This is a genomic window from Cryobacterium sp. TS_SC_7 (genome assembly GCF_056156285.1).
In genome coordinates, this window is record NZ_CM149589.1 from 2,654,744 (window position 1) to 2,674,364 (window position 19,621).

A 19,621-nucleotide genomic window follows, 5' to 3' on the forward strand; every position below is an offset into this window, starting at 1 on the left:
CGAGCAGAGCGAAAGCGAAAGTGCCAACACAAAACCCCCACTCCGTAGAGTGGGGGTTTTGTGTATCTGTCGGGGTAACAGGATTTGAACCTGCGACCTCGTCGTCCCGAACGACGCGCGCTACCAAGCTGCGCCATACCCCGATGGCCCGTAAGCCTTGTCAAGTATAACCCCACGGATGCCCCACCTCGACCACGGTGGTCGAGCCTGTCGAGACCCGAGACCCGGTGGTCGAGCCTGTCGAGACCCCGAGACCCGCGCTACGCCGCAGTCAGCGTCAGCAGCGTCGCCTCCGGCGCGCAGGAGAACCGCACCGGAGCATAGATCGACGTGCCGAGCCCCGCGGACACGTTCAGGTACGACGTGTGCAGGCCGGAGTCCCAGAGGCTGAGCCCCTTGACCTGCTTGCGCGGGATGTCGCAGTTGGTGACCAGGGCGCCGTAGCCGGGCACGCAGACCTGACCGCCGTGGGTGTGCCCGGCCAGGATCAGCTGGGCGCCGTGGTTCACGAACGAGTTCAGCACCCGCTGGTAGGGCGCGTGGGCCACGCCGATCGTGAGCGTCGGGCGCGGCGGCGAGGCCACCTCGGGGTCGGGCCAGTGTTCCTCGGACAGCGGGTCGCTGGCGCGCAGGTCGTCGATGGCGCGGGTGATCAGGTCGAGACGGTCCAGCCCGATGTGCGGGTCGTCCACGCCGAACAGCTCCAGGTGGGTGCCGTTCAGGTCGAGTGCCGCCGCCGCATTGTCGAGGTCGAGCCAGCCGAGGTCGGCGAACACGCGGTGCAGGTGGTCGATGTCGAGCTTCTCGTGCAGCGCCGAGCGCAACAGCGACGGGGCGCCGAAATATGCCAGCGGGTTCTTCAGCATCGGACCGTAGTAGTCGTTCGACCCGTTGACGAAGATGCCCGGGATGCCGCGGAACGGTTCCAGCGCGTATTCGATCCCGGAGACGCCGTCGGCGTGCCCGAGGTTGTCGCCGGTGTTGACGATCAGGTCCGGCTTGAGCTCGGCCAGGCCGCGCACCCAGTCTTGCTTGTCCCGTTGCCACGGGGCCATGTGCAGGTCGGAGAGGTGCAGCACCCTGATCGGGTCGGAGCCCGGCGCGAGCACCGGAACGGGAACCTCGCGAAGGGTGAACATGTGCCGCTCCACGAGCGAGCCCCACGCGAACGCGGTCACTCCGGCTGCGGCCACCAGGCCGGCGCCGACGGCGAGGGAGGACCGTGCGGAACTGGCGCGGGTCATCCGTTGCCCCCGCCGTTACCGCTGTTACCGCCGGCGAGTTTGCCGATCACGATCTGCACGGCGGTGCCGGTGGCCGCGCCGGTGCCGGCGGCGGGCGTCATCGAGATCACCTTGCCGACCTGCTGGGGGTCGGTGACGTCCTGATCCTTCTTGTCGATGGTGAACCCCTGCAGGGTGGCCTTCGCATCGGCCTCGGTCTTGCCCACGACGTCGGGCACGAGCTTGAGGGCGCCGTTGCTGGAGTAGACGGTCACGGTCGAGCCGCGGCTGGCGTTGGAGCCGCCGGCCGGGTCGGTGCGGGCCACGGTGCCGGCGGGCATCTCGGATTCGGTGACGCCGCCGTCGACGACGTCGAAGCCGGCCGATTCCAGGGTGGAGGTGGCGTCAGCCATCGACTTGCCACGCAGGTCGGGAACCGGCACCTGCACGGCCTGCAAGACCTTGTTGGATGCTTCGGCGAACGACTCTCCGCCGTACTTGGCGTTCGCGACGCTCATCACCTCGGGCCACATGCGGTGACGGGCGGTGGCGGCCGTGCCGCCCACCCAGTCAGTCACTTTGCGCTGGTTGATGTCGCCGGTGACGCTGACGACGCCGACCACGGTGGCGACCTTGCTGCTCGCGCCGCTCATCCAGGTGTCCTTGTTGCCGTCGGTCGTACCGGTCTTGCCGATCATCGGCACGCGCGGCGAGGTGTTGCCGTTCGAGACCGTCGCGGTCCCTTCGGTCATCACCTTCTGCATGGCATACGTCATGCCGGCGGCGACATCGGGGGTGACGGCCTGGGTGCACTTGGTGGCCGGCGGCGTGACATCGGCGCCGTCGGCGCCCACGATCCGGTCGATCACGATCGGGCTGCAGCTGAGGCCGTTGTTGGCGATGCCGGCGAAGGCGACGGCCATGCTCAGCGGCGCGACCTCGTTGGTGCCGAGCACGGCCGAGGGTCCCTGGTCGAGCGGGTCGAGGTCGGCGCGGCCCACTCCGAAGTCGTTCGCCATCTTGGCGATGCCGCATTGGTCCAGTTTCTTGGCCATACCGATGAACCCGGTGTTGATCGAGCCGATCGTCGACTGCAGGGCGCTGTAGTTGGAGCCGGACTCGTTCGCGTCGTTCTTGGGGGCGAAGGCGTAGCTCTGGTTACCTTCACAACTGTTCTTGAAGACGCCCCAGTCACTCTTGACGCGGGAATCGACGCGCTCGTTGAGCGTGTGCCCTTCGGCCAGCCACTCGGCCAGGGTGAACACCTTGTAGGTCGAGCCGGGCTGGAAGCCCAGGGAACCGCCCTGGTTGTAATTGGTGTTGTAGTTGATGCCGGTGTAGTTGGCGTTGTTCTCGGTCACCGCCGGGTCCTGGCTGTACTCCTTGTTCTGAGTCATCGCGAGCACCCGCCCGGTGCCGACCTCGACGCTGGTGATCACTCCACCGACATCCCACCCGCCGTACGTCGTGGGCACGTACTTCTTCATGGTGGTCTCGGCGGCGTTCTGCAGGTCCAGGTCGATCGTGGTGTAGATCTCGTAGCCGCCGCGACGGAAGTTGGCCAGGCGTTCCTCTTCGTCGTCGCCGAAGGTCGGGTCGTTCTGCAGGGTGTTCACGACGAGGTCGCAGAAGTAGGCGCTGCCGGCGGCCGTGGCGCATCCGGTGCTGGGTTCGGTGATGACGGGCTCGATCACAGTGGCCAGCGCGGCGTCATAGTCGGCCTGGCTGATTTTCTCGTACTTGAGCATCTCGCCCAGGATGTAGTCGCGGCGTTCCTTGTTGGCGGCGTACCCGTTGGCGGCGCCGTTCGTCTCGCTCTCAGGGTTGTCGAGCTGGAACTTGACCGGGTTGTTCACGATCGCCACGAGGCTGGCCGCCTGCGGCAGCGTCAGCGCGGCCGCGGAGGTGTTGTAGTAGTAGTTGGCGGCCGATTCGATCCCGTAGACCGTGCCGCCGAAACCGGTGATGTTGAGGTACTGGCGAAGGATGTCGTCCTTCGCGTACTGCTTCTCCACACCGATCGACAGGCGCATCTCCTTGAGCTTGCGGTCGGGGGTGGTCTCCGTCGCCGTCTCGTAGCAGGTCATGCGTTTCTCTTCGTCGGCCATCGCCTCGCACTTCTGCACCTGCACGTTCTTCACGTACTGCTGGGTGATCGAGGAACCACCGCGGGCGGTGCCGGTGGCGACGGTGCTCACGACGCCCTTGATGGTTCCCTCGAGGTCGATGCCGCCGTGCTCGTAGTAGCGGGGGTCCTCGCCGGCGATCGCGGCATCCTTCACGAACGGGCTGATCGCATCCCACTCCACTTCGACCCGGTTCTGGTCGTAGAAGGAGGCGAGGAGCGCCTGGCTGCCGTCGGAGTTGGTGGCGTAGATGTTGCTCTTCTGCGCCAGCTGGTCGATCGCAAGGTAGTCGGGGAGGCTCTCGAACATGTTGATCGTGTTCGTGGCCGTCATACCGGAAAGCGCCAGCGCGGGCGTGACAGCGGCGGCGACGAGGACGCCGGCAATGGCGCTCATCCCGACAAAACCGAGGAACCCGCCGAGCGCTCCACTAACCGTACGATTTTTGGCAGACATACACTTGAGACTAAGTGACAAATCTGAAAAACCGCCTGAATCGGAGCCATATGCCTGCCTGGGAGTACCTTACGACGCCGCTGATGATTCACAACACAGCCGCCATTCTGAACAACTGGGGCTCTGACGGGTGGGAGCTCGTGCAGGTCGTTCCCGGCCCTGAGGGTGGGCTCGTCGCCTACCTGAAGCGTCCGGTCGCCGCTGCCGAAGGCGCCTGAGCCGTGTCGCAGATCGAGGACCGCCTGGCCGAGCTGGGCATCGAACTGCCCAGCGTGGTGCCGCCGGTCGCCACCTATGTGCCGGCCGTCGTGTGCGGTTCGCTGGTGTTCACCAGCGGCCAGCTGCCGATGGTCTCCGGGGCCCTCCCGGCCACCGGCAAGGTCGGCGACGGCCACGGGCTCGTTCCCGCCGCGGACGCCCACGATTACGCCCGGCAGTGCGCGCTGAATGCGCTCGCCGCCATCCAGGCCGTGATCGGATCTCTCGACCGCATCACCCAGGTCGTCAAGGTCACCGGATTCGTCGCATCCGACCCGTCGTTCACCGGCCAGCCCGGTGTCGTCAACGGTGCGTCGCAGGTGCTCGGCGACATCTTCGGCGACCGGGGCGTGCACGCCCGGTCCGCGGTGGGCGTCGCGGTGCTGCCGCTGGATTCGCCGGTCGAGCTGGAGCTCATCGTCTCCTTCGCCTGAGCCGGCACTCGGCCGAAGACACACGAAAGCGGGCAGGCCCACCAGGGCCTGCCCGCTTTGTCGTGCCGCTCGCTACTTCAGGGTGGACATGATCGCCGTCATCACCGAGGTGTCGGCGAGGGTGGTGGTGTCGCCGACCTCGCGGCCCTCCGCGACATCCTGCAGCAGGCGACGGATGATCTTGCCGGAGCGGGTCTTCGGCAGCTCGCTCACGATGAAGATCTGCCGCGGCCTGGCGATCGCGCCGATCTGCTGGGACACATGCGCCCGCAGCACGGCCTGGATGTCCGAGTGCGAGGACTCCTCCAGGTGGCTGTACTTGATGATCACGAACGCCACCACCGCCTGGCCGGTCGTGTCGTCGTGCGCGCCGACCACGGCCGCCTCGGCGGTCATCGGGTGCGCCACCAGGGACGACTCGATCTCGGCCGTCGACAGGCGGTGACCCGACACGTTCATCACATCGTCGACCCGGCCGAGCAGCCAGATCTCGCCGTCGCGGTCGAGGCGGGCGCCGTCGCCGGCGAAGTAGCGCGGGTTCTCCGAACCGAACTTCTCCCAGTACGTCTCCTTGAACCGCTCCGGGTCACCCCAGATTCCGCGCAGCATCGACGGCCACGGTTCGGTCACAACGAGCAGGCCACCGTTGTCGCGGCCCACGTGGTTGCCCTCGTCGTCGAGCACGTCGATCACCACGCCGGGGATCGGGCTCTGCGCCGAACCGGGCTTGGTCGTCGTCACGCCGGGCAGGGCGGAGATCATGATCGCCCCGGTCTCGGTCTGCCACCAGGTGTCGACCACCGGCGCGACGTTGCCGCCGATGACCTCGCGGTACCACATCCACGCCTCGGGGTTGATGGGCTCGCCCACCGATCCGAGCAGGCGAAGGCTGGTCAGGTCGAAGCCCTGCGGGATCTGACGCCCCAGCTTCATGAACGTACGGATGGCCGTGGGCGCCGTGTACAGGATGCTCACCTTGTACTTCTCCACGATTTCCCACCACCGGCCGGGGTGCGGGGTGTCCGGGGTTCCCTCGAAGAGCACCTGGGTCGCGCCATTGGCGAGAGGCCCGTAGACCACGTAGCTGTGGCCGGTGATCCAGCCGACGTCGGCGGTGCACCAGTAGACATCCGTCTCGGGGTGCAGGTCGAACACGTTCTTGTGGGTGAAGGCCGCCTGGGTGAGGTAGCCGCCGGTGGTGTGCAGGATGCCCTTGGGCTTGCCGGTGGTACCGGACGTGTAAAGGATGAACAGCGGGTTCTCGGCCGGGAAGCCCAGTGCCTCGTGCTCGGCCTCCACCGACGCCAGCTCGTCGTGCCACCACAGGTCGCGGTCGAACCACTCCACGAAACCGTCGGTGCGCTTGACCACGAGCACGTTGCGCACGGTGGTCTCGCCGCCCTCGAGGGCAGCGTCGACGGCCGGCTTGAGCGCGGACGCCTTGCCCTTGCGGTAGCCGCCGTCGGCGGTGATCACCAGCACGGCGCTGGCGTCATCGATGCGCGAGCGGAGGCTCTCGGCGCTGAAACCGCCGAAGATGACCGAGTGCACGGCACCGATGCGGGCCACGGCGAGCATCGAGATGACGGCTTCCGGGATCATCGGCAGGTAGATCGCGACACGGTCGCCGGCGTTGACGCCGAGTTTTTTCAGCACATTCGCAGCACGCTTCACTTCGGCGGTGAGCTCGGCGTAGGTCCAGTCACGGGAGTCACCCGGTTCGCCCTCGAAATGCAGCGCGACCCGGTCGCCGTTGCCGGCCAGCACGTGCCGGTCGAGGCAGTTCCAGGCCACGTTCAATTCGCCGTCTTCGAACCATTTGGCGAACGGCGGGTTGGTCCAGTCGAGCGTCTTCGTGAACGGCTTGTGCCAGTGCAGCAGATCGCGTGCCTGATCAGCCCAGAATTTCAAGCGGTCATCGGCGGCATCCTGATAGAGCTGCGGAGTGGCGATGGCCTGAGCGGCGAACTCGGGCGTCGGCGGGAATCTGCGGGATTCGTGGAGAAGGTTGTCGATCTGGACGCTCATACGTATGTCGCTCCTTTGCGATGCAATGCGTTTGGCGGGCGCGTAACCCAGCCCCCTCCTGAACCATACACGGCGGCATGCATCGCTCAGGTTGCGCGGAATTGCGGCGTGTTCGCACCCCCAATTCAGGTCGCACCGGCCGGCCGTGTTCCGTGTCCTCATTTATGAGGACACAAAGGACTTGCGCATCTGTAATCCGCCTTGTACATTGATACTCGTCCGAACGAAAGTTTTGACCTGCGGTGTGTTTGATTCCCCCCAATCGACACACTGCCGAGGCGGCACCTGTTCCCCCCAATAGGTGCCGCCCCCCTTTTTTTAACCGGTCGTTTTTACCGGTGTTTTTGACCGGTGGTTGCGTCCGGCCCTCCCCAGACCAGGCCCGGCCCGGTTGTGCGGAGATCAGCGACGGGCCCGTTCCGGCCCGCGCCCGCGTATTTAGCGTCGGAGCATGCCAGAGCCCTTCGTCGCCGTTCCGTCCTATGGCGGGCCCGCCGGTGCCGGTGCTGGCGCCGGTACCCGTTCCGGTGCCGGTGCCGGTTCCCGCACCGTTGTGCTGCCGACGGATGCCGCGTCGCCCGCAGGCCGGGCGGCGCGGCCCCTCGACGTGTCAGGGCTGGGTCCGCTGGCCGAGTTCGCCGCGAACGCAGAGGTCACCGACCTGTTCGTCAACGGTGCCGCCGGACTCTGGGTCGACGCCGGCCACGGCCCGCTGCACCAGCCGGGCTGGAGCTGCCCCGAACCGATCGTGCGGGAGCTGGCGGTGCGCCTGATCGCCCTCGGCGGGCGGCACATCGACGAGGCCAGCCCCTGCGTCGATGTGCGCTTGTCCGACGGCATCCGGGTGCACGCGGTGCTGCCGCCGGCGTCGAGCACGGGAACACTGCTCTCCATCCGCCTGCCCCGGGCCGAGCGGCTGAGCCTCGCCGCGCTCGCGGCGGGCGGTCTGTTCGGGGTGGGGGAGGCATCCGTCGGCGCCGTCGAGCGGCTGCGCGCGGCCGTGCACCGGCGCGAGAACCTGCTTCTCACGGGCGCAGCGGGCAGCGGCAAGACCACTCTGCTCGCGGCGCTGCTGGGCGAAGCCGCGCCGGGCGAACGCATTGTGGCCATCGAAGACGTCGCCGAGCTGCGCATCGACCACCCCCATGTCGTGGCGCTCGAGGCCCGGCAGTCGAACCTCGAGGGGGCCGGCCGGATCGGTCTCGACAGTCTCCTGCGTGAAGCGCTGCGGATGCGCCCCGACCGGCTCGTTCTCGGCGAATGCCGCGGCGCCGAAATCCGGGAGCTGCTCGCCGCCCTCAACACCGGCCACGACGGCGGCGCCGGAACCCTGCACGCGAACTCCCTGCGCGATGTGCCGGCCCGGTTGGAGGCGCTCGGCGCCCTCGCCGGACTCGGCCCCGAAGCGGTGGCCCGGCAGGCGGTGAGTGCGATCGGGTTGGTGCTGCACCTCGAGCGGCGTGAGGGCCGCCGCCGGCTCGCGCCGATCGGCCGGTTCGCGCTGGACGACCGCGACCGCCTGATCGTCGTCCCGGCGCACCCGGATGGCCCGGCGCACCCGGCTGACTCGACGCCTGTCGTCCACGCCGAACAGCGCTGGCGCACGCACGGGCGGCGGGCCGCCGCGCCACAGGAGCTCGAGGGTCCGCGATCCGGGGTTTTGCGATCCGCGGCTCCGTCATGAGGCGCCCCGAAGCCAGAGGCCGGCGTGGTTCCGCCAGCCCGGCGATCGAGGAGGTGGCGCAGGTGACCCAGCGGCTCGCGGTGTTGCTCGCCGCCGGAGTCTCACCGGCGTCGGCGTGGGCCTACCTCGAACCGGTCGGCGGGCCCAAGAGGGAGGCGAAGGAGGAGAAGGCGGGAGAGGAGGCGGCGGTGCCGGCATCGAGGTGGAAGCCGTGGACATCCGTGCGACCGACGCTGCCGTCGCCGGGGTGGCGCATCATCCGGGCGGCGGCCGACGCAGGACGCCGCGGCGACAGCATCGCGGACGCCGTGGCTGCCGAGGCCCGCATGCTCGATGATCAGGTCGGCGACGCGTGGCTGGGCCTGGCCGCGGCCTGGCAGGTGGCCACCGCGGCGGGTGCGCCGCTGGCCGCCTGCCTGCGGCAATTGGCGGCATCCTTCCGGCAAGTCGGCCAGCTGCACGCCGACCTGGCCGTGGCGCTCGCCGGGCCGAGCGCCACGGCGCGGATGGTGGCGTTCCTGCCCGTGGTCGGAGTGCTGTTCGGCAGTCTGCTGGGTTTCAACACGCTGCACACACTCTTCCTCACCGTGCCGGGCTGGGCCTGCCTCGCCGGCGGAGCCGTGCTCATGCTCACGGCCGACCGCTGGAACCGGCGGCTCGTGCGCGGCGCCCGAGCGCGGGATCCGACCCCCGGCCTCGAGCTGGACCTCACGGCGATCGCCATGACCGGCGGTGGTTCCGTCGATCGCGCCCGGTTGCTGGTCGACACGGCGGTGGAGCGGTACGCCCTGCACCGCGCGGATTCGGCGGCCGCCATCGACCGGGTGCTGGCGCTGTCCGTGCGCGCCGGCGTGCCTGCCGCGGAACTGCTGCGCAGCGAAGCCGAGCAGATGCGCCGGCAGGCCGGCAGCGATGGCCAGCGCCGCGCCGCCACCCTCGGCGTCACCCTGATGATCCCGCTCGGGGTGTGCGTGCTGCCCGCGTTCATGCTGATCGGGGTGCTGCCGCTGCTGATGACCGTCCTCTCGTCCACAGGCCTGAGCTTCTGAAGTTCTGCACCGATGGCCCGGGCCCCCGGATCCGGCCCGGCCGACCCGCCAGTCTGAACCCACCATCCACTCGTGCCGCCCCACACACCGCGTCCAAAGATGCGAGAAGGAGACGCCCACATGCCCACCATGAAGCCCCTGTCCGAGCCCTTGGCTCAGCGCTTGTCCAAGACCGGCACCGATCCCGGAACCAACGGAACCGCGGGAACCCCCGGGGCCACCGCCCCGCCCAGGGCCGCACCCCGCCTCCGCCGGCTGCGCGGCCTGCGCGGCCTCCGCGACGACACCGGAGCGGCGACGGCAGAATACGCTGTGGCCACCATGGCGGCCGTCGGCTTCGCGGGCCTGCTGATCGTGATCCTGCGCGGCGACGAGGTGCGCGGCATCCTCACCGATCTGGTGCGCAATGCGCTCAGTGTGGGGTAGCCGGCGCCGCCGGGCCGGGCCTCGCGGTGTGCGCCCCGGCACGCCCGACCGGGGCAGCGTCACCGCCGACCGGGGCAGCGTCACCGCCGAGTTCGCCACGGTGGTGCCGGCCGTGCTGCTGGTGCTCGCCTGCTGCCTGGGCGCCCTGCAGGTGGTCGGCCAGCAGGTGCGCCTCACGGATGCCGCGGCGGACGCCGCCCGGTCCCTCTCTCGGGGCGACAGTGTCGACCGGGCCGCGGGCCTGGTCGACCGGGCGGTGGCCGGTGCCTCACTGACGCTGGAACGCCAGGGCGAGTTCGTCTGCGCGCGGCTGAGCGCTCCGAGTTCGTTCGCCCCGTTCGCCGCCGTCGGCCTCACCCTGCACGCCGGGTCATGTGCGCTCGGCGGCGGCCAGTGAGGCGCCGGGGCCCGACAGCTGTGCAGCATCAAGCCGTGCAGCGCCTGGACGGGCAGCGCCTGGCCGGGCAGTCCCGGGCGGGGGAGCGCGGCTCCGGAACGGTGCTCGCGGTGGGGGTGCTCGGTGCGGTCCTGCTGCTCACGGCGGTGGCGCTGCCGCTTGTGGCGGCGCTGGCGGTCAGCCAGTCGGTGCAGGGGGCGACGGATGCCGCGGCGCTCGCCGCCGCCGACACCGCCTCGGGCCGGGTGGCCGGCGTTCCCTGCGCGGCGGCGGCCGAGGCGGCGAGGCTCAACGGGGCATCCGTCACCGTCTGCACGGTGGACGGGCTGATCGTGTCGGTGACGGCGGTTCGCGGCTATCTCGGGTTCGAACTGGGCGCCCGGGCACGAGCAGGTCCGCCCGGTGCGGGCGAGGGGCTGTTCGGCTGACCGAGGGGCTGTTCGGCTGACCGAGGTCTAGTCGAAGAGCGCCTCGATGTAGCGGTAGTCGACGGCGGTGGGCCGATCGGGGAAGTCGGCCGCACCGAATTCGAGGCCGGCGCCGCGCAAATAGAGGTAGCGTTTGCTGCCGTCGGCGGGGATCTCGAGGCGCGGCCGGGGATCGCCGGATTCGAGGAACTCCGTTGTCACTGTCTTGCCTTCGAGGGGGCCGTCCGTGAGCTTCGCGGTGTACGTGCCCGTTGCTGAATTCGCCATGCTTCAATTGTGTCCGCCAGCGCAGACCTGGCAACCCCCAATGCTCCCGCCCGGAGTGTTCGATTAGGTAGGCACCATATTGCAGTGTGTATGGTGTGCCATGGCCCACTTGGACCCGTACCTATAAAGAGGAGTCTGGTGCCAGGCACTAAGAAGCTGGTCATTGTCGAATCGCCGACGAAGATGAAGTCGATCGCCGCCTATCTGGGCGACGGCTACGAGGTGTTGTCCTCGGTCGGCCATATTCGCGACTTGATTGAGCCCAAAAACCTGCCGCCCGAACTGAAAAAGGGCCCGCTGGGCAAGTTCTCGGTCGACGTGGACAACGGGTTCGAGCCGTACTACGTCGTGTCCGACGCGAAGAAGAAGACCGTGGCCGAACTCAAACGGGCCATGAAGAACGCCGACGAACTCCTGCTCGCAACTGATGAGGACCGCGAAGGCGAGGCCATCGCCTGGCACCTGCTGCAGGTCCTTCAGCCCAAGGTTCCGGTCAAGCGCATGGTCTTCCACGAGATCACCAAGGAAGCCATCCTTCAGGCGAAGGACAACACCCGCGACCTCGACACCGCCCTCGTCGACGCGCAGGAGACCCGGCGCATCCTCGACCGCATCTACGGCTACGAGATTTCCCCCGTGCTCTGGCGCAAGGTCGGCCCCGGCCTGTCCGCCGGCCGCGTGCAGTCCGCCGCCACCCGCCTCGTCGTCGAGCGCGAACGCGAGCGCCTCGCGTTCGTCTCCGCCGGCTACTGGGACCTGATCGCGCAGCTCGCCCCCGGGGCGTCGGCAACGGATGCCGCGTTCCAGTCCAAGCTCGTGCGCCTGAACGGCGAGCGCATCGCCTCCGGCGGCGACTTCGACGACCTCGGCCGGCTCAAGCCCAAGGTGTCCGCGGTCACCCTCGACGAGGCATCCGCCCTTGCCCTGGCCACCGCCCTCAAGGAACCGTCCGTCGCGCTGACCGTGACCAAGGTCGCCTCCAAGCCCTACCGTCGCAGCCCGGCCGCGCCGTTCACCACCTCGACCCTGCAGCAGGAGGCAGCGCGCAAACTGCGCTTCACCGCCCGCCAGACCATGAGCGTGGCGCAGTCGCTGTACGAAAACGGGTACATCACCTACATGCGTACCGACTCGCCGTCGCTGTCACAGCAGGCGATCACGGCCGCGCGCACCCAGGCATCCGCTCTCTACGGCCCCGAAACGGTGCCCGACAAGCCCCGCCTGTACAAGGGCAAGAGCAAGAACGCCCAGGAGGCGCACGAGGCGATCCGCCCGTCCGGCGACACCTTCCGCACCCCTCCTTCCCTCGCATCCACTCTGCGCGGCAACGACTTCAAGCTCTACGACCTGATCTGGAAGCGCACCGTCGCCTCGCAGATGGCGGACGCGACCGGGTCGACCGCGTCGGTGACCATCGCGGCCGGGCCGACCGGCGCAGCCGAGCACCCGGCGGCATCCGGAGCGCTCGCCGAGTTCTCCGCCAGCGGCACCGTGATCACCTTCCGCGGCTTCATGCTGGCCTACGAGGAGTCCCGGGACGAGGAGCGCAACGCGCCCACCGACGCGACCGAGTCCAAGCTGCCGCCGCTCACCGAGGGCCAGAAGCTGACCCTGCTCGACGTGGAGGCCAAGGGCCACGAGACCACCCCCGCCGCGCGCTACACCGAGGCGAGCCTGGTGAAAAAGCTCGAGGAGCTCGGCATCGGCCGCCCGTCGACGTACGCGTCGATCATCTCCACCATCACCGAGCGCGGCTACGTCACGCCGCGCGGCCAGTCGCTGGTGCCCAACTGGATCGCCTTCTCCGTCGTGCGCCTGCTCGAGGAGTACTTCACGGACCTGGTCGAATACGACTTCACAGCGGAAATGGAAGACGACCTCGACCGCATCGCCGACGGCAAGGCCGACCGGGTGGACTGGCTGACCAGCTTCTACTTCGGCTCCGACAAGCACCGCGGCCTGCGCCAGGTCATCGACAACCTCGGCGAGATCGACGCCCGGTCGATCAACTCGATGCCGATCGGCGACGACATCACCCTGCGCATCGGCAAGTACGGTCCCTACCTCGAGGTCCAGGACCTCGATGCGGCACCGGATGCCCCGCCGCGCCGGGTGAACATCCCGCCGAACCTCGCCCCCGACGAGCTGACCCCGGCGAAGGCCCGCGAACTCATCGACGCGCCGGTCATCACCGACCGCGTGATCGGTGAGAACCCGGAGAACGGCAAGCGCATCGTGGCGAAGGACGGCCGGTTCGGCCCCTACGTCACCGAGCTGGAACCCGAGCCCGAGGTCGTCGAACCCGGCGAGACCATCGACCCGGTCACCGGCGAGGTCACCCTGCTCGCCGACTCGGCCGCCGCCGAGGCTGCGTCGGCGACCACGGCTGCGGCCACCGCCGCCGCGAAGCCCAAGCGCAAGGCCCCCGCCAAGAAGAAGATCGCCGCTGTCAAACCCCGCACGGCCTCGCTGTTCAAGACCATGGACCTCGCCACGATCGACCTCGACACGGCCCTGCACCTGCTCGCCCTGCCGCGCACGGTCGGGATCGACCCGGAGACGGGCGCGGAGATCACGGCGCAGAACGGCAAGTTCGGCCCGTACCTCAAGAAGGGCGTGGACACCCGGTCGCTGACCAGCGAAGACCAGATCTTCGAGATCGACCTGGCCGGCGCAATCGAACTGTACGCGCAGCCCAAGTACGGCGCCCGACGGGCGTCGAGCGCTCTCAAGGAATTCGAGGCTCCCGACCCCGAGAGCGGCAAGGCCATCAAGATCAAGGACGGCCGGTTCGGCGCGTACGTCACCGACGGCGTCACCAACGCCACCATCCCGAAGGCCGAGACGGTGGAGGAGGTCGACTTCGACCGCGCCGTGCAGCTGCTCGCTGACAAGCGGGCCAAGGGCCCGGTCGTGAAGAAGGGGCCCGCGAAGAAGGCCCCCGCGAAGAAGGCGCCGGCGAAGAAGGCCCCCGTCAAGAAGGCCGCTGCGAAGAAGACGGCGGTGAAGAAGCCGACTCCGTCCGGTGCCACCACGACCGTGCGCGCCCAGCGCACCCCGGCCCAGAAAGCGGCGACCGCGGCCAAGGCTGCGGCGACCCGGGCAGCCAACGCGGCCGCGAAGGCGGCACAGGGCGCTTCGCAGTCGTGAGCCTGGCAGCAGAAGCAGAAGCAGAAGCAGCAGTAGCAGCACCGGCCGGGCTCTTCATCACCCTCGAGGGTGGTGACGGGTCCGGCAAGACCACCCAGTCGCAGCTGCTCACCGACTGGCTCGAACAGCGCGGACGCACCGTGCTGCGCACCCGCGAGCCCGGCGGCACGGAGGTCGGCGTCGCCATCCGTGAAATCGTGCTGCATCACCGCGGTGAGATCGCGCCGCGCGCCGAGGCGCTGCTCTACGCCGCCGACCGCGCCCAGCACGTGGCCACCGCGGTACGGCCGGCGCTCGCCCGCGGTGAAGTGGTGATCCAAGATCGCTACCTGGACTCATCCGTCGCCTACCAGGGGGCCGGCCGGGTGCTCGACGCCACCGAGGTGCGCGACCTGTCGCTCTGGGCGGCGGAGGGGCTGCTGCCCGCGCTGACCGTTCTGCTCGACCTCGACGAAACCGCCGCGCGCGGCCGGCTCGACGCGGCGAACAAACGCTTCGACCGGCTCGAGGCGGAGAAGAGCGACTTCCACCGTCGGGTGCGCGCCGCGTTCCTCGCCCTGGCCGCCGCCGAGCCGGAGCGCTTCCTGATTGTGGATGCCGCGCGGCCGGTGGCCGAGATCGCCGCGCTCATCCGGGACCGGGTCACCACGCTGCTCTGAGCAGGTCTGCCCCTCCCCGGGCTGCACCGGCTCCAAGCTCCCTGTCACCGACGAAAGGTACTCTGGTCCGATGACTGTGTGGGATGGCCTGACAGGTCAGGCGGACGCGATTGCGATCTTCCGCGCGGCGGCCGAACGGCCCGCCGACGGAGACGCCGAGGCACGCGCCGGCTCCGCCATGACGCATGCCTGGCTGATCACGGGCCCGCCCGGCTCCGGCCGCTCCAACCTCGCGTTCGCGTTCGCGACCGCCCTGCTCAGCCCCGGCACCGAGGCCGGTGACGAGAACGCCCGCCGCCTCGTCGACGCCCGCACGCACCCCGACCTGACGGTGCTCTCCACCGAGGGCGTCATCATCAAGATGGACGCCGTCAAAGAGGCCGTGAAGCGCTCGCAGTACTCGCCGTCGGTGGGCCGCTACCGGGTCGTCGTCGTCGAAGACGCCGACCGCATGGTCGAGCGCACCTCCAACGTTCTGCTCAAAGCCCTGGAAGAGCCGCCGGAGCGCACCGTGTGGATCCTCTGCGCCCCCAGCGAAGCCGACCTGCTGCCCACCATCCGGTCCCGGGTGCGGTCGGTGCGGTTGCGCGTGCCGAGCGTCGACGACGTCGCCGAACTGCTCGTCGCCCGGGACGGCGTCGACCGGGCCACCGCCGAACGGGCAGCGCGGGAGGCGCAGAGCCACATCGGCATGGCCCGCCGCCTGGCCACGAACCCCGATGCGCGAGCGCGACGTGAGGAGACCCTGCGGGCGGCCCTCGGCATCCGTGGGGTGTCGGCTGCCGTGAATGCCGCCGCCCGGCTGCTCGCCATCGCCGGCGACGACGCGAAGGCGATCACCCTCGAACGCGACGCCGCTGAGCGCGAGGGTGTGCTGCGGTCCCTGGGCGTCGAGCCCGGACAGTCGGTGCCGCCCGGCCTGCGCAGCCAGATCAAGGCCCTCGAAGACGACCAGAAACGGCGTGCCACCCGCAGTCTGCGCGACGGGATCGACCGCATCCTGGTCGACCTCACCTCGCTCTACCGAGACGTGATCATGGTGCAGCTCGGCCGCGAGACCAGCGTGATCAACCGGGAACTCCTCACGGAGGTGCGTGCGGCGGGAGCCGTCTGCGCCCCCGCGGCCACCCTGTTCACCCTGGACGCGATCGCCCAGGCCCGGCAGCGGATCGAAGCGAACGTGGCGCCGGCGCTGGCCCTCGAAGCCATGCTCGTGTCGGCGATCCGCCGATGACGCGCTGTGCAGGTCGGTCTCAGAGGCCGGCCGGAGAACGTTCATCCCAGAGAAAGAGAAACCGTTGACCAGACGACCTCGCTTGAGCACCCTGTCGGTGCGAGCCAGGGCCACGGCCGTGGCCCTGGTGCTCACCCTGGGACTGAGCGGCTGTGTACCCCTGTTCCTGCCGCAGCAGGCCCAGTCCACCTCGGTTCCCACCGGGGAGAAGGTCAGCGCCGACCTCGAACCGTTCTACGACCAGGTGCTCAAGTGGAAGGATTGCGGCTCCGGCCTGCAGTGCACCACGGCCTCCGCGCCGCTCGACTGGGCCGACCCGGGCAGTGGCGACACGGTCGACCTGGCCCTGGTGCGGCACCAGGCCACGGGCAGCCGAATCGGTTCGCTGCTCGTGAACCCCGGCGGCCCTGGGGGCTCGGGCTACGACTTCGTCAAGGATTCCCTCGACTACGCAACGGATGCGAAGCTGCAAGCCGGGTTCGACGTCGTCGGCTTCGACCCCCGCGGGGTGGGCCGTTCCTCGGCGGTGAGCTGCTACGAACCGGCCGAAATGGACGAGTACCTCTACGGCCTCTCGACCACCCAGCGCGGCAGTGACGCGTGGATCCAGGAGCTGGCGGCGTCCGCCGCCGATTTCGGCGCCGCCTGCCAGGAGAACACCGGTGCGCTGCTCGGCCACGTCGACAGCACCAGTGCCGCCCGTGACCTCGATCTGCTGCGTGCCGCGCTTGGCGACGAGAAGCTCAACTACCTCGGCTACTCCTACGGCACCTTCCTCGGCGCGACCTACGCCGACCTCTACCCGGACCGGGTCGGGCGGCTCGCCCTCGACGGCGCGCTCGATCCCGCCACCACGAACGCCGATGTGACCCGGGTGCAGGCCACCGGTTTCGAGAATGCCCTGCGCTCCTACCTCACCGACTGCCTGGCGGGCGAGGAGTGCCCCTTCGACGGCACCGTCGACGACGCCATGAACACCATCGGCGCCCTGCTCGCCTCGGTGGACGTGAGCCCGATCGCAGCCACCGACGGCCGCCGACTCGGCGCGAATTCGCTGCTCACCGCGATCATCTACCCGCTCTACCAGGCCACCGCGTGGCCGAACCTGAGCGAGATGTTCGACAGCGTGCTGCGCGGCGACGCCGACCTGGCCTTCCAGTTCGCGGACGGCTACAACGGCCGCTCCGTCGACGGCACCTACAGTGATAACGCGACCGAGGCGTTCATGGCCATCAACTGTGTCGACTACAGCTACAACGACGACCCGGCGTCCATGCGCGCGCAGGCCGCCGAGATCGAGGCGGCGGCCCCGACCATCGGCAAGTACATGGCCTACGGCGACATCGGCTGTGCCAACTGGCCGTACCAGTTCGACGGGGAGCGCACTGCGATCGCTGCCGAAGGCGCCGACCCGATCCTGGTCATCGGCACCACCAACGACCCGGCCACGCCCTATGTGTGGGCAGAGAACCTTGCCGAGCAGCTCGAGAGCGGCCAGCTCGTCACCTATACGGGTGAGGGGCACACCGCCTACAACAAGTCGAACGCCTGCGTGAACTCGGCCGTCGACGACTACCTGCTGAAGGGCACGGTGCCGGCCGAAGACCCGATGTGCTGAGCATCCGTCCGACTGCAGATGTGCGCGCCGTGCAAGGATTGAGGCATGTCGGGGCATCACGAGGAACCTGGGCTGCGGGAACGCAAGCGGCTCGCCACTCGTCGTGCCATCCAGCGCGCGGTGCTCACGCTCTCCTGCCAGCGGGGCCTGGAGAAGGTCACCGTGGAGGAGATCAGCCGGGAAGCCGACGTGTCTCCGCGTACCTTCTTCAACTACTTCCCGTCGAAGGATGCCGCGCTCGTCGGCGACGAACTCGACCTGGCCTCTGAGCCGAAAATCGATGCCTTCGTGCACGGCGGACCCGGCGGAGACATGCTGGCCCAGCTGGCCGCGCTGCTCTCGGACAGCCTCCGCAACACCGACGGTGACCGGGAGATCCACCAGTTGCGGCGCCGGCTGATGAAGGAGAACCCGTACCTGTTCGGGATGCGGATGGCCACCCTGCGCAACTTCGAGGGTCGCCTGCAGGAGATCATCACCCGGCGTTTCGTCGCCGACAACCCGCACCTCGGCGCCGACTCGGTGCAGCTGCAACAACGGGCGCTGCTCTTCACCCTGGTGGCCGTGGCCGCCCTGCGCCACGCCTGGCGATGCTGGGCCGACTCCGATGTGGCGCGGCCCCTGGCGGAGTACGTCACGGCATCCTTCGCCGACCTGTACGAGATGACGCTGAAGACCAGCTAAGCTTGGTTGCTGTGTCACCGAGGTTTTCCGAGAGGAAGAATCGTGACGCCGCCTTAGCTCAGTCGGTAGAGCGTCTCACTCGTAATGAGAAGGTCATCAGTTCGATTCTGATAGGCGGCTCCAACTCATTCAGGCCGCTCCGGTCATCCGTCGATTGTCGGCGCCTTGCGCTGTCTGGTCTGGCCGTGCGTCGCCATGCGTGGCGACGCAAACTCGGAGATTTTCGGGACACGCCTGCTGTGGTGCCCGGCGGAACGGCGTGTTTCGAGAATCTCCGCAGTTAGCGTGCTGTCACGACGGATGCCCCGGGCCGGGGCGCAGCGCGAGCTCGCCGGGTCTCGACGAGCTCGCCGGGTCTCGACGAGCTCGACCACCGGGTTCCCGCACTCACTAGGCTGATCCCATGACCGACTCGACACGCACCGACGCAATTCGCTGGGGCATCCTGGCCACGGGCGGGATCGCCCACGCATTCACGAACGACCTCGTGCTGAACGGCTTTCAGGTGCAGGCGGTCGGCTCCCGATCTCAGGCGTCAGCGGATGCCTTCGCGGCCGAGTTCGGCATCCCCACCGCGCATGGGAGCTACGAGGCCCTCGCCGCGGACCCGGACGTCGACGTGATCTACATTTCGACCCCGCATCCGTTTCACGCGGACAACGCCCGGCTCGCCCTGAACGCCGGCAAGCACGTTCTGATCGAGAAGCCGATCACCCTGAACGGCGCCGAGGCCCGTGAGATCGTCGACCTCGGTGCTCGCCAGGGACTGCTGGTGCTCGAGGGCATGTGGACCCGGTTCCTGCCGCACATGGTGCGCATCCGCGAGATCCTCGCCGAAGGAACCCTCGGCGACGTGCGCTCACTGATCGCCGACCACACCCAGGACCTGCCCGATGACCCGGCGCACCGGCTGAACGCCATGCACCTCGGCGGTGGCGCGCTGCTCGACCTCGGCATCTACCCGCTCACGTTCGCCTCCGAACTGTTCGGGCGGCCCGAGACCATACTCGCGAGCGCGACGTTCAAGGCCACCGGCGCCGACGCACAGGTCGCCACCACCTTCCGCTACGCGGGCGGGCAGATCGCGCAGACCCTGTCGGCGAGCAACACGACCGGCCCCAACACGGCCACCATCCTCGGCACCCTGGGCCGGATCGACATCGACCGGGTCTGGTACGCGCCCACGACGTTCCGGGTGCTGAACAGCGCCAACGAGGTGATCGAGACCTTCACCGCCGAGATCAACGGGCGCGGCATGCACTACCAGGCGGCGGAGGCGGAGTCGCTGATCCGGGCCGGGAAGATCTCCAGCGACATTCTGCCGGTCGACGAGATCGTGGCGATCATGGAGACCCTCGACGAGGTGCGCGCACAGATCGGGCTGCGCTACCCCGGCGAGTAGCCGCCGACCCGCACCCGCGCCACCAGATTGGGGGGTGTCCGGCGTGCCGAAATCGGTGCCGGGTGCGCTGGGCTGCAAGCCCGCCACCGATACTCTTT

General features: G+C 68.9%; 17 protein-coding genes and 2 tRNA genes. 14 read left to right on the forward strand and 5 right to left on the reverse strand.

Annotated features, from left to right (window positions below; translation table 11 throughout):
* Positions 1-69 precede the first annotated feature (69 nt).
* The 3 genes from AC0J5J_RS12235 to AC0J5J_RS12245 form a co-directional block, all read right to left on the reverse strand.
* Positions 70-143 (reverse strand) — tRNA-Pro (locus AC0J5J_RS12235).
* 117 nt (positions 144-260) lie between these two features.
* Positions 261-1,244: a metallophosphoesterase gene (locus AC0J5J_RS12240; protein WP_474898232.1), complete on the reverse strand. Its 984-nt coding sequence runs from the start codon at positions 1,242-1,244 to the stop codon at positions 261-263.
* Positions 1,241-3,745, reverse strand: coding sequence for a transglycosylase domain-containing protein (locus AC0J5J_RS12245; protein ID WP_474898234.1), 2,505 nt, complete (start codon positions 3,743-3,745; stop codon positions 1,241-1,243). Before AC0J5J_RS12245 ends, AC0J5J_RS12240 begins: the two co-directional genes overlap by 4 nt.
* 110 nt (positions 3,746-3,855) lie before the next feature.
* On the opposite strand from AC0J5J_RS12245, the gene AC0J5J_RS12250 reads away from it, so the two are divergent.
* Together AC0J5J_RS12250 and AC0J5J_RS12255 are read left to right on the forward strand one after the other, a co-directional pair.
* A complete protein-coding gene (locus tag AC0J5J_RS12250; RefSeq protein WP_134362172.1) occupies positions 3,856-4,023 on the forward strand; it encodes a DUF4177 domain-containing protein in 168 nt (55 codons plus the stop codon).
* Positions 4,024-4,026: 3 nt separating this feature from the next.
* Positions 4,027-4,497 (forward strand): RidA family protein, encoded by a 471-nt coding sequence (locus AC0J5J_RS12255; RefSeq protein WP_474898235.1) that lies wholly within the window; start codon positions 4,027-4,029, stop codon positions 4,495-4,497.
* A gap of 72 nt (positions 4,498-4,569) precedes the next feature.
* Here the strand turns inward: AC0J5J_RS12255 and acs are convergent, their stop codons facing one another.
* Positions 4,570-6,525 carry an acetate--CoA ligase gene (acs, locus tag AC0J5J_RS12260; protein WP_474898237.1) on the reverse strand — a complete coding sequence of 652 codons (1,956 nt, stop codon included), beginning with the start codon at positions 6,523-6,525 and terminating at the stop codon, positions 4,570-4,572.
* A 451-nt stretch (positions 6,526-6,976) separates the two neighbouring features.
* Here acs and AC0J5J_RS12265 point away from each other — a divergent pair, with 451 nt between their 5' ends.
* The 5 genes from AC0J5J_RS12265 (at position 6,977) to AC0J5J_RS12285 (ending at position 10,509) form a co-directional block, all read left to right on the forward strand.
* The gene (locus AC0J5J_RS12265) at positions 6,977-8,209 is read left to right on the forward strand and encodes a TadA family conjugal transfer-associated ATPase (RefSeq protein ID WP_474898239.1); all 1,233 of its coding nucleotides are present in this window, start codon (positions 6,977-6,979) and stop codon (positions 8,207-8,209) included.
* Positions 8,206-9,258 (forward strand): type II secretion system F family protein, encoded by a 1,053-nt coding sequence (locus AC0J5J_RS12270; protein WP_474898241.1) that lies wholly within the window; start codon positions 8,206-8,208, stop codon positions 9,256-9,258. Before AC0J5J_RS12265 ends, AC0J5J_RS12270 begins: the two co-directional genes overlap by 4 nt.
* Before the next feature lie 255 nt (positions 9,259-9,513).
* Complete coding sequence (locus tag AC0J5J_RS12275; protein ID WP_420898529.1) at positions 9,514-9,684, forward strand: DUF4244 domain-containing protein; 171 nt, start codon at positions 9,514-9,516, stop codon at positions 9,682-9,684.
* A gap of 28 nt (positions 9,685-9,712) precedes the next feature.
* Complete coding sequence (locus tag AC0J5J_RS12280; RefSeq protein WP_474898243.1) at positions 9,713-10,081, forward strand: TadE family type IV pilus minor pilin; 369 nt, start codon at positions 9,713-9,715, stop codon at positions 10,079-10,081.
* A gap of 35 nt (positions 10,082-10,116) precedes the next feature.
* The gene (locus AC0J5J_RS12285) at positions 10,117-10,509 is read left to right on the forward strand and encodes an Rv3654c family TadE-like protein (RefSeq protein ID WP_474898245.1); all 393 of its coding nucleotides are present in this window, start codon (positions 10,117-10,119) and stop codon (positions 10,507-10,509) included.
* Between the two features lie 27 nt (positions 10,510-10,536).
* Here AC0J5J_RS12285 and AC0J5J_RS12290 read toward each other — a convergent pair whose 3' ends face one another.
* Entirely contained in the window at positions 10,537-10,776 is a 240-nt protein-coding gene (locus tag AC0J5J_RS12290; RefSeq protein ID WP_134423698.1) for a hypothetical protein, read from the reverse strand.
* 138 nt (positions 10,777-10,914) lie between these two features.
* On the opposite strand from AC0J5J_RS12290, the gene topA reads away from it, so the two are divergent.
* From topA to AC0J5J_RS12325, 7 genes are all read left to right on the forward strand, one after another.
* Positions 10,915-13,926 (forward strand): type I DNA topoisomerase, encoded by a 3,012-nt coding sequence (gene topA, locus AC0J5J_RS12295; protein ID WP_474898247.1) that lies wholly within the window; start codon positions 10,915-10,917, stop codon positions 13,924-13,926.
* The gene (tmk, locus tag AC0J5J_RS12300; protein WP_474898249.1) at positions 13,923-14,585 is read left to right on the forward strand and encodes a dTMP kinase; all 663 of its coding nucleotides are present in this window, start codon (positions 13,923-13,925) and stop codon (positions 14,583-14,585) included. The genes topA and tmk overlap by 4 nt, the downstream gene beginning before the upstream one ends.
* A gap of 70 nt (positions 14,586-14,655) precedes the next feature.
* Entirely contained in the window at positions 14,656-15,819 is a 1,164-nt protein-coding gene (locus tag AC0J5J_RS12305; RefSeq protein ID WP_474898251.1) for a DNA polymerase III subunit delta', read from the forward strand.
* A gap of 64 nt (positions 15,820-15,883) precedes the next feature.
* A complete protein-coding gene (locus AC0J5J_RS12310) occupies positions 15,884-17,437 on the forward strand; it encodes an alpha/beta hydrolase (protein WP_174722379.1) in 1,554 nt (517 codons plus the stop codon).
* A 45-nt stretch (positions 17,438-17,482) separates the two neighbouring features.
* A complete protein-coding gene (locus AC0J5J_RS12315) occupies positions 17,483-18,121 on the forward strand; it encodes a TetR/AcrR family transcriptional regulator (RefSeq protein WP_134423701.1) in 639 nt (212 codons plus the stop codon).
* Positions 18,122-18,168: 47 nt separating this feature from the next.
* A tRNA-Thr gene (locus AC0J5J_RS12320) sits at positions 18,169-18,244 on the forward strand.
* A gap of 280 nt (positions 18,245-18,524) precedes the next feature.
* Positions 18,525-19,523 carry a Gfo/Idh/MocA family protein gene (locus AC0J5J_RS12325; RefSeq protein ID WP_474898253.1) on the forward strand — a complete coding sequence of 333 codons (999 nt, stop codon included), beginning with the start codon at positions 18,525-18,527 and terminating at the stop codon, positions 19,521-19,523.
* Positions 19,524-19,621: the final 98 nt, after the last annotated feature.

Coding starts and splice junctions, on each gene's coding strand:
- AC0J5J_RS12270 (WP_474898241.1), top strand. CDS start 8,206: ATGAGGCGCCCCGAAGCCAGAGGCCGGCGTGGTTCCGCCAGCCCGGCG.
- AC0J5J_RS12245 (WP_474898234.1), bottom strand. CDS start 3,745: ATGAGCGCCATTGCCGGCGTCCTCGTCGCCGCCGCTGTCACGCCCGCG.
- AC0J5J_RS12315 (WP_134423701.1), top strand. CDS start 17,483: ATGTCGGGGCATCACGAGGAACCTGGGCTGCGGGAACGCAAGCGGCTC.
- acs (WP_474898237.1), bottom strand. CDS start 6,525: ATGAGCGTCCAGATCGACAACCTTCTCCACGAATCCCGCAGATTCCCG.
- AC0J5J_RS12240 (WP_474898232.1), bottom strand. CDS start 1,244: ATGACCCGCGCCAGTTCCGCACGGTCCTCCCTCGCCGTCGGCGCCGGC.
- AC0J5J_RS12325 (WP_474898253.1), top strand. CDS start 18,525: ATGACCGACTCGACACGCACCGACGCAATTCGCTGGGGCATCCTGGCC.
- AC0J5J_RS12250 (WP_134362172.1), top strand. CDS start 3,856: ATGCCTGCCTGGGAGTACCTTACGACGCCGCTGATGATTCACAACACA.
- AC0J5J_RS12305 (WP_474898251.1), top strand. CDS start 14,656: ATGACTGTGTGGGATGGCCTGACAGGTCAGGCGGACGCGATTGCGATC.
- AC0J5J_RS12290 (WP_134423698.1), bottom strand. CDS start 10,776: ATGGCGAATTCAGCAACGGGCACGTACACCGCGAAGCTCACGGACGGC.
- AC0J5J_RS12265 (WP_474898239.1), top strand. CDS start 6,977: ATGCCAGAGCCCTTCGTCGCCGTTCCGTCCTATGGCGGGCCCGCCGGT.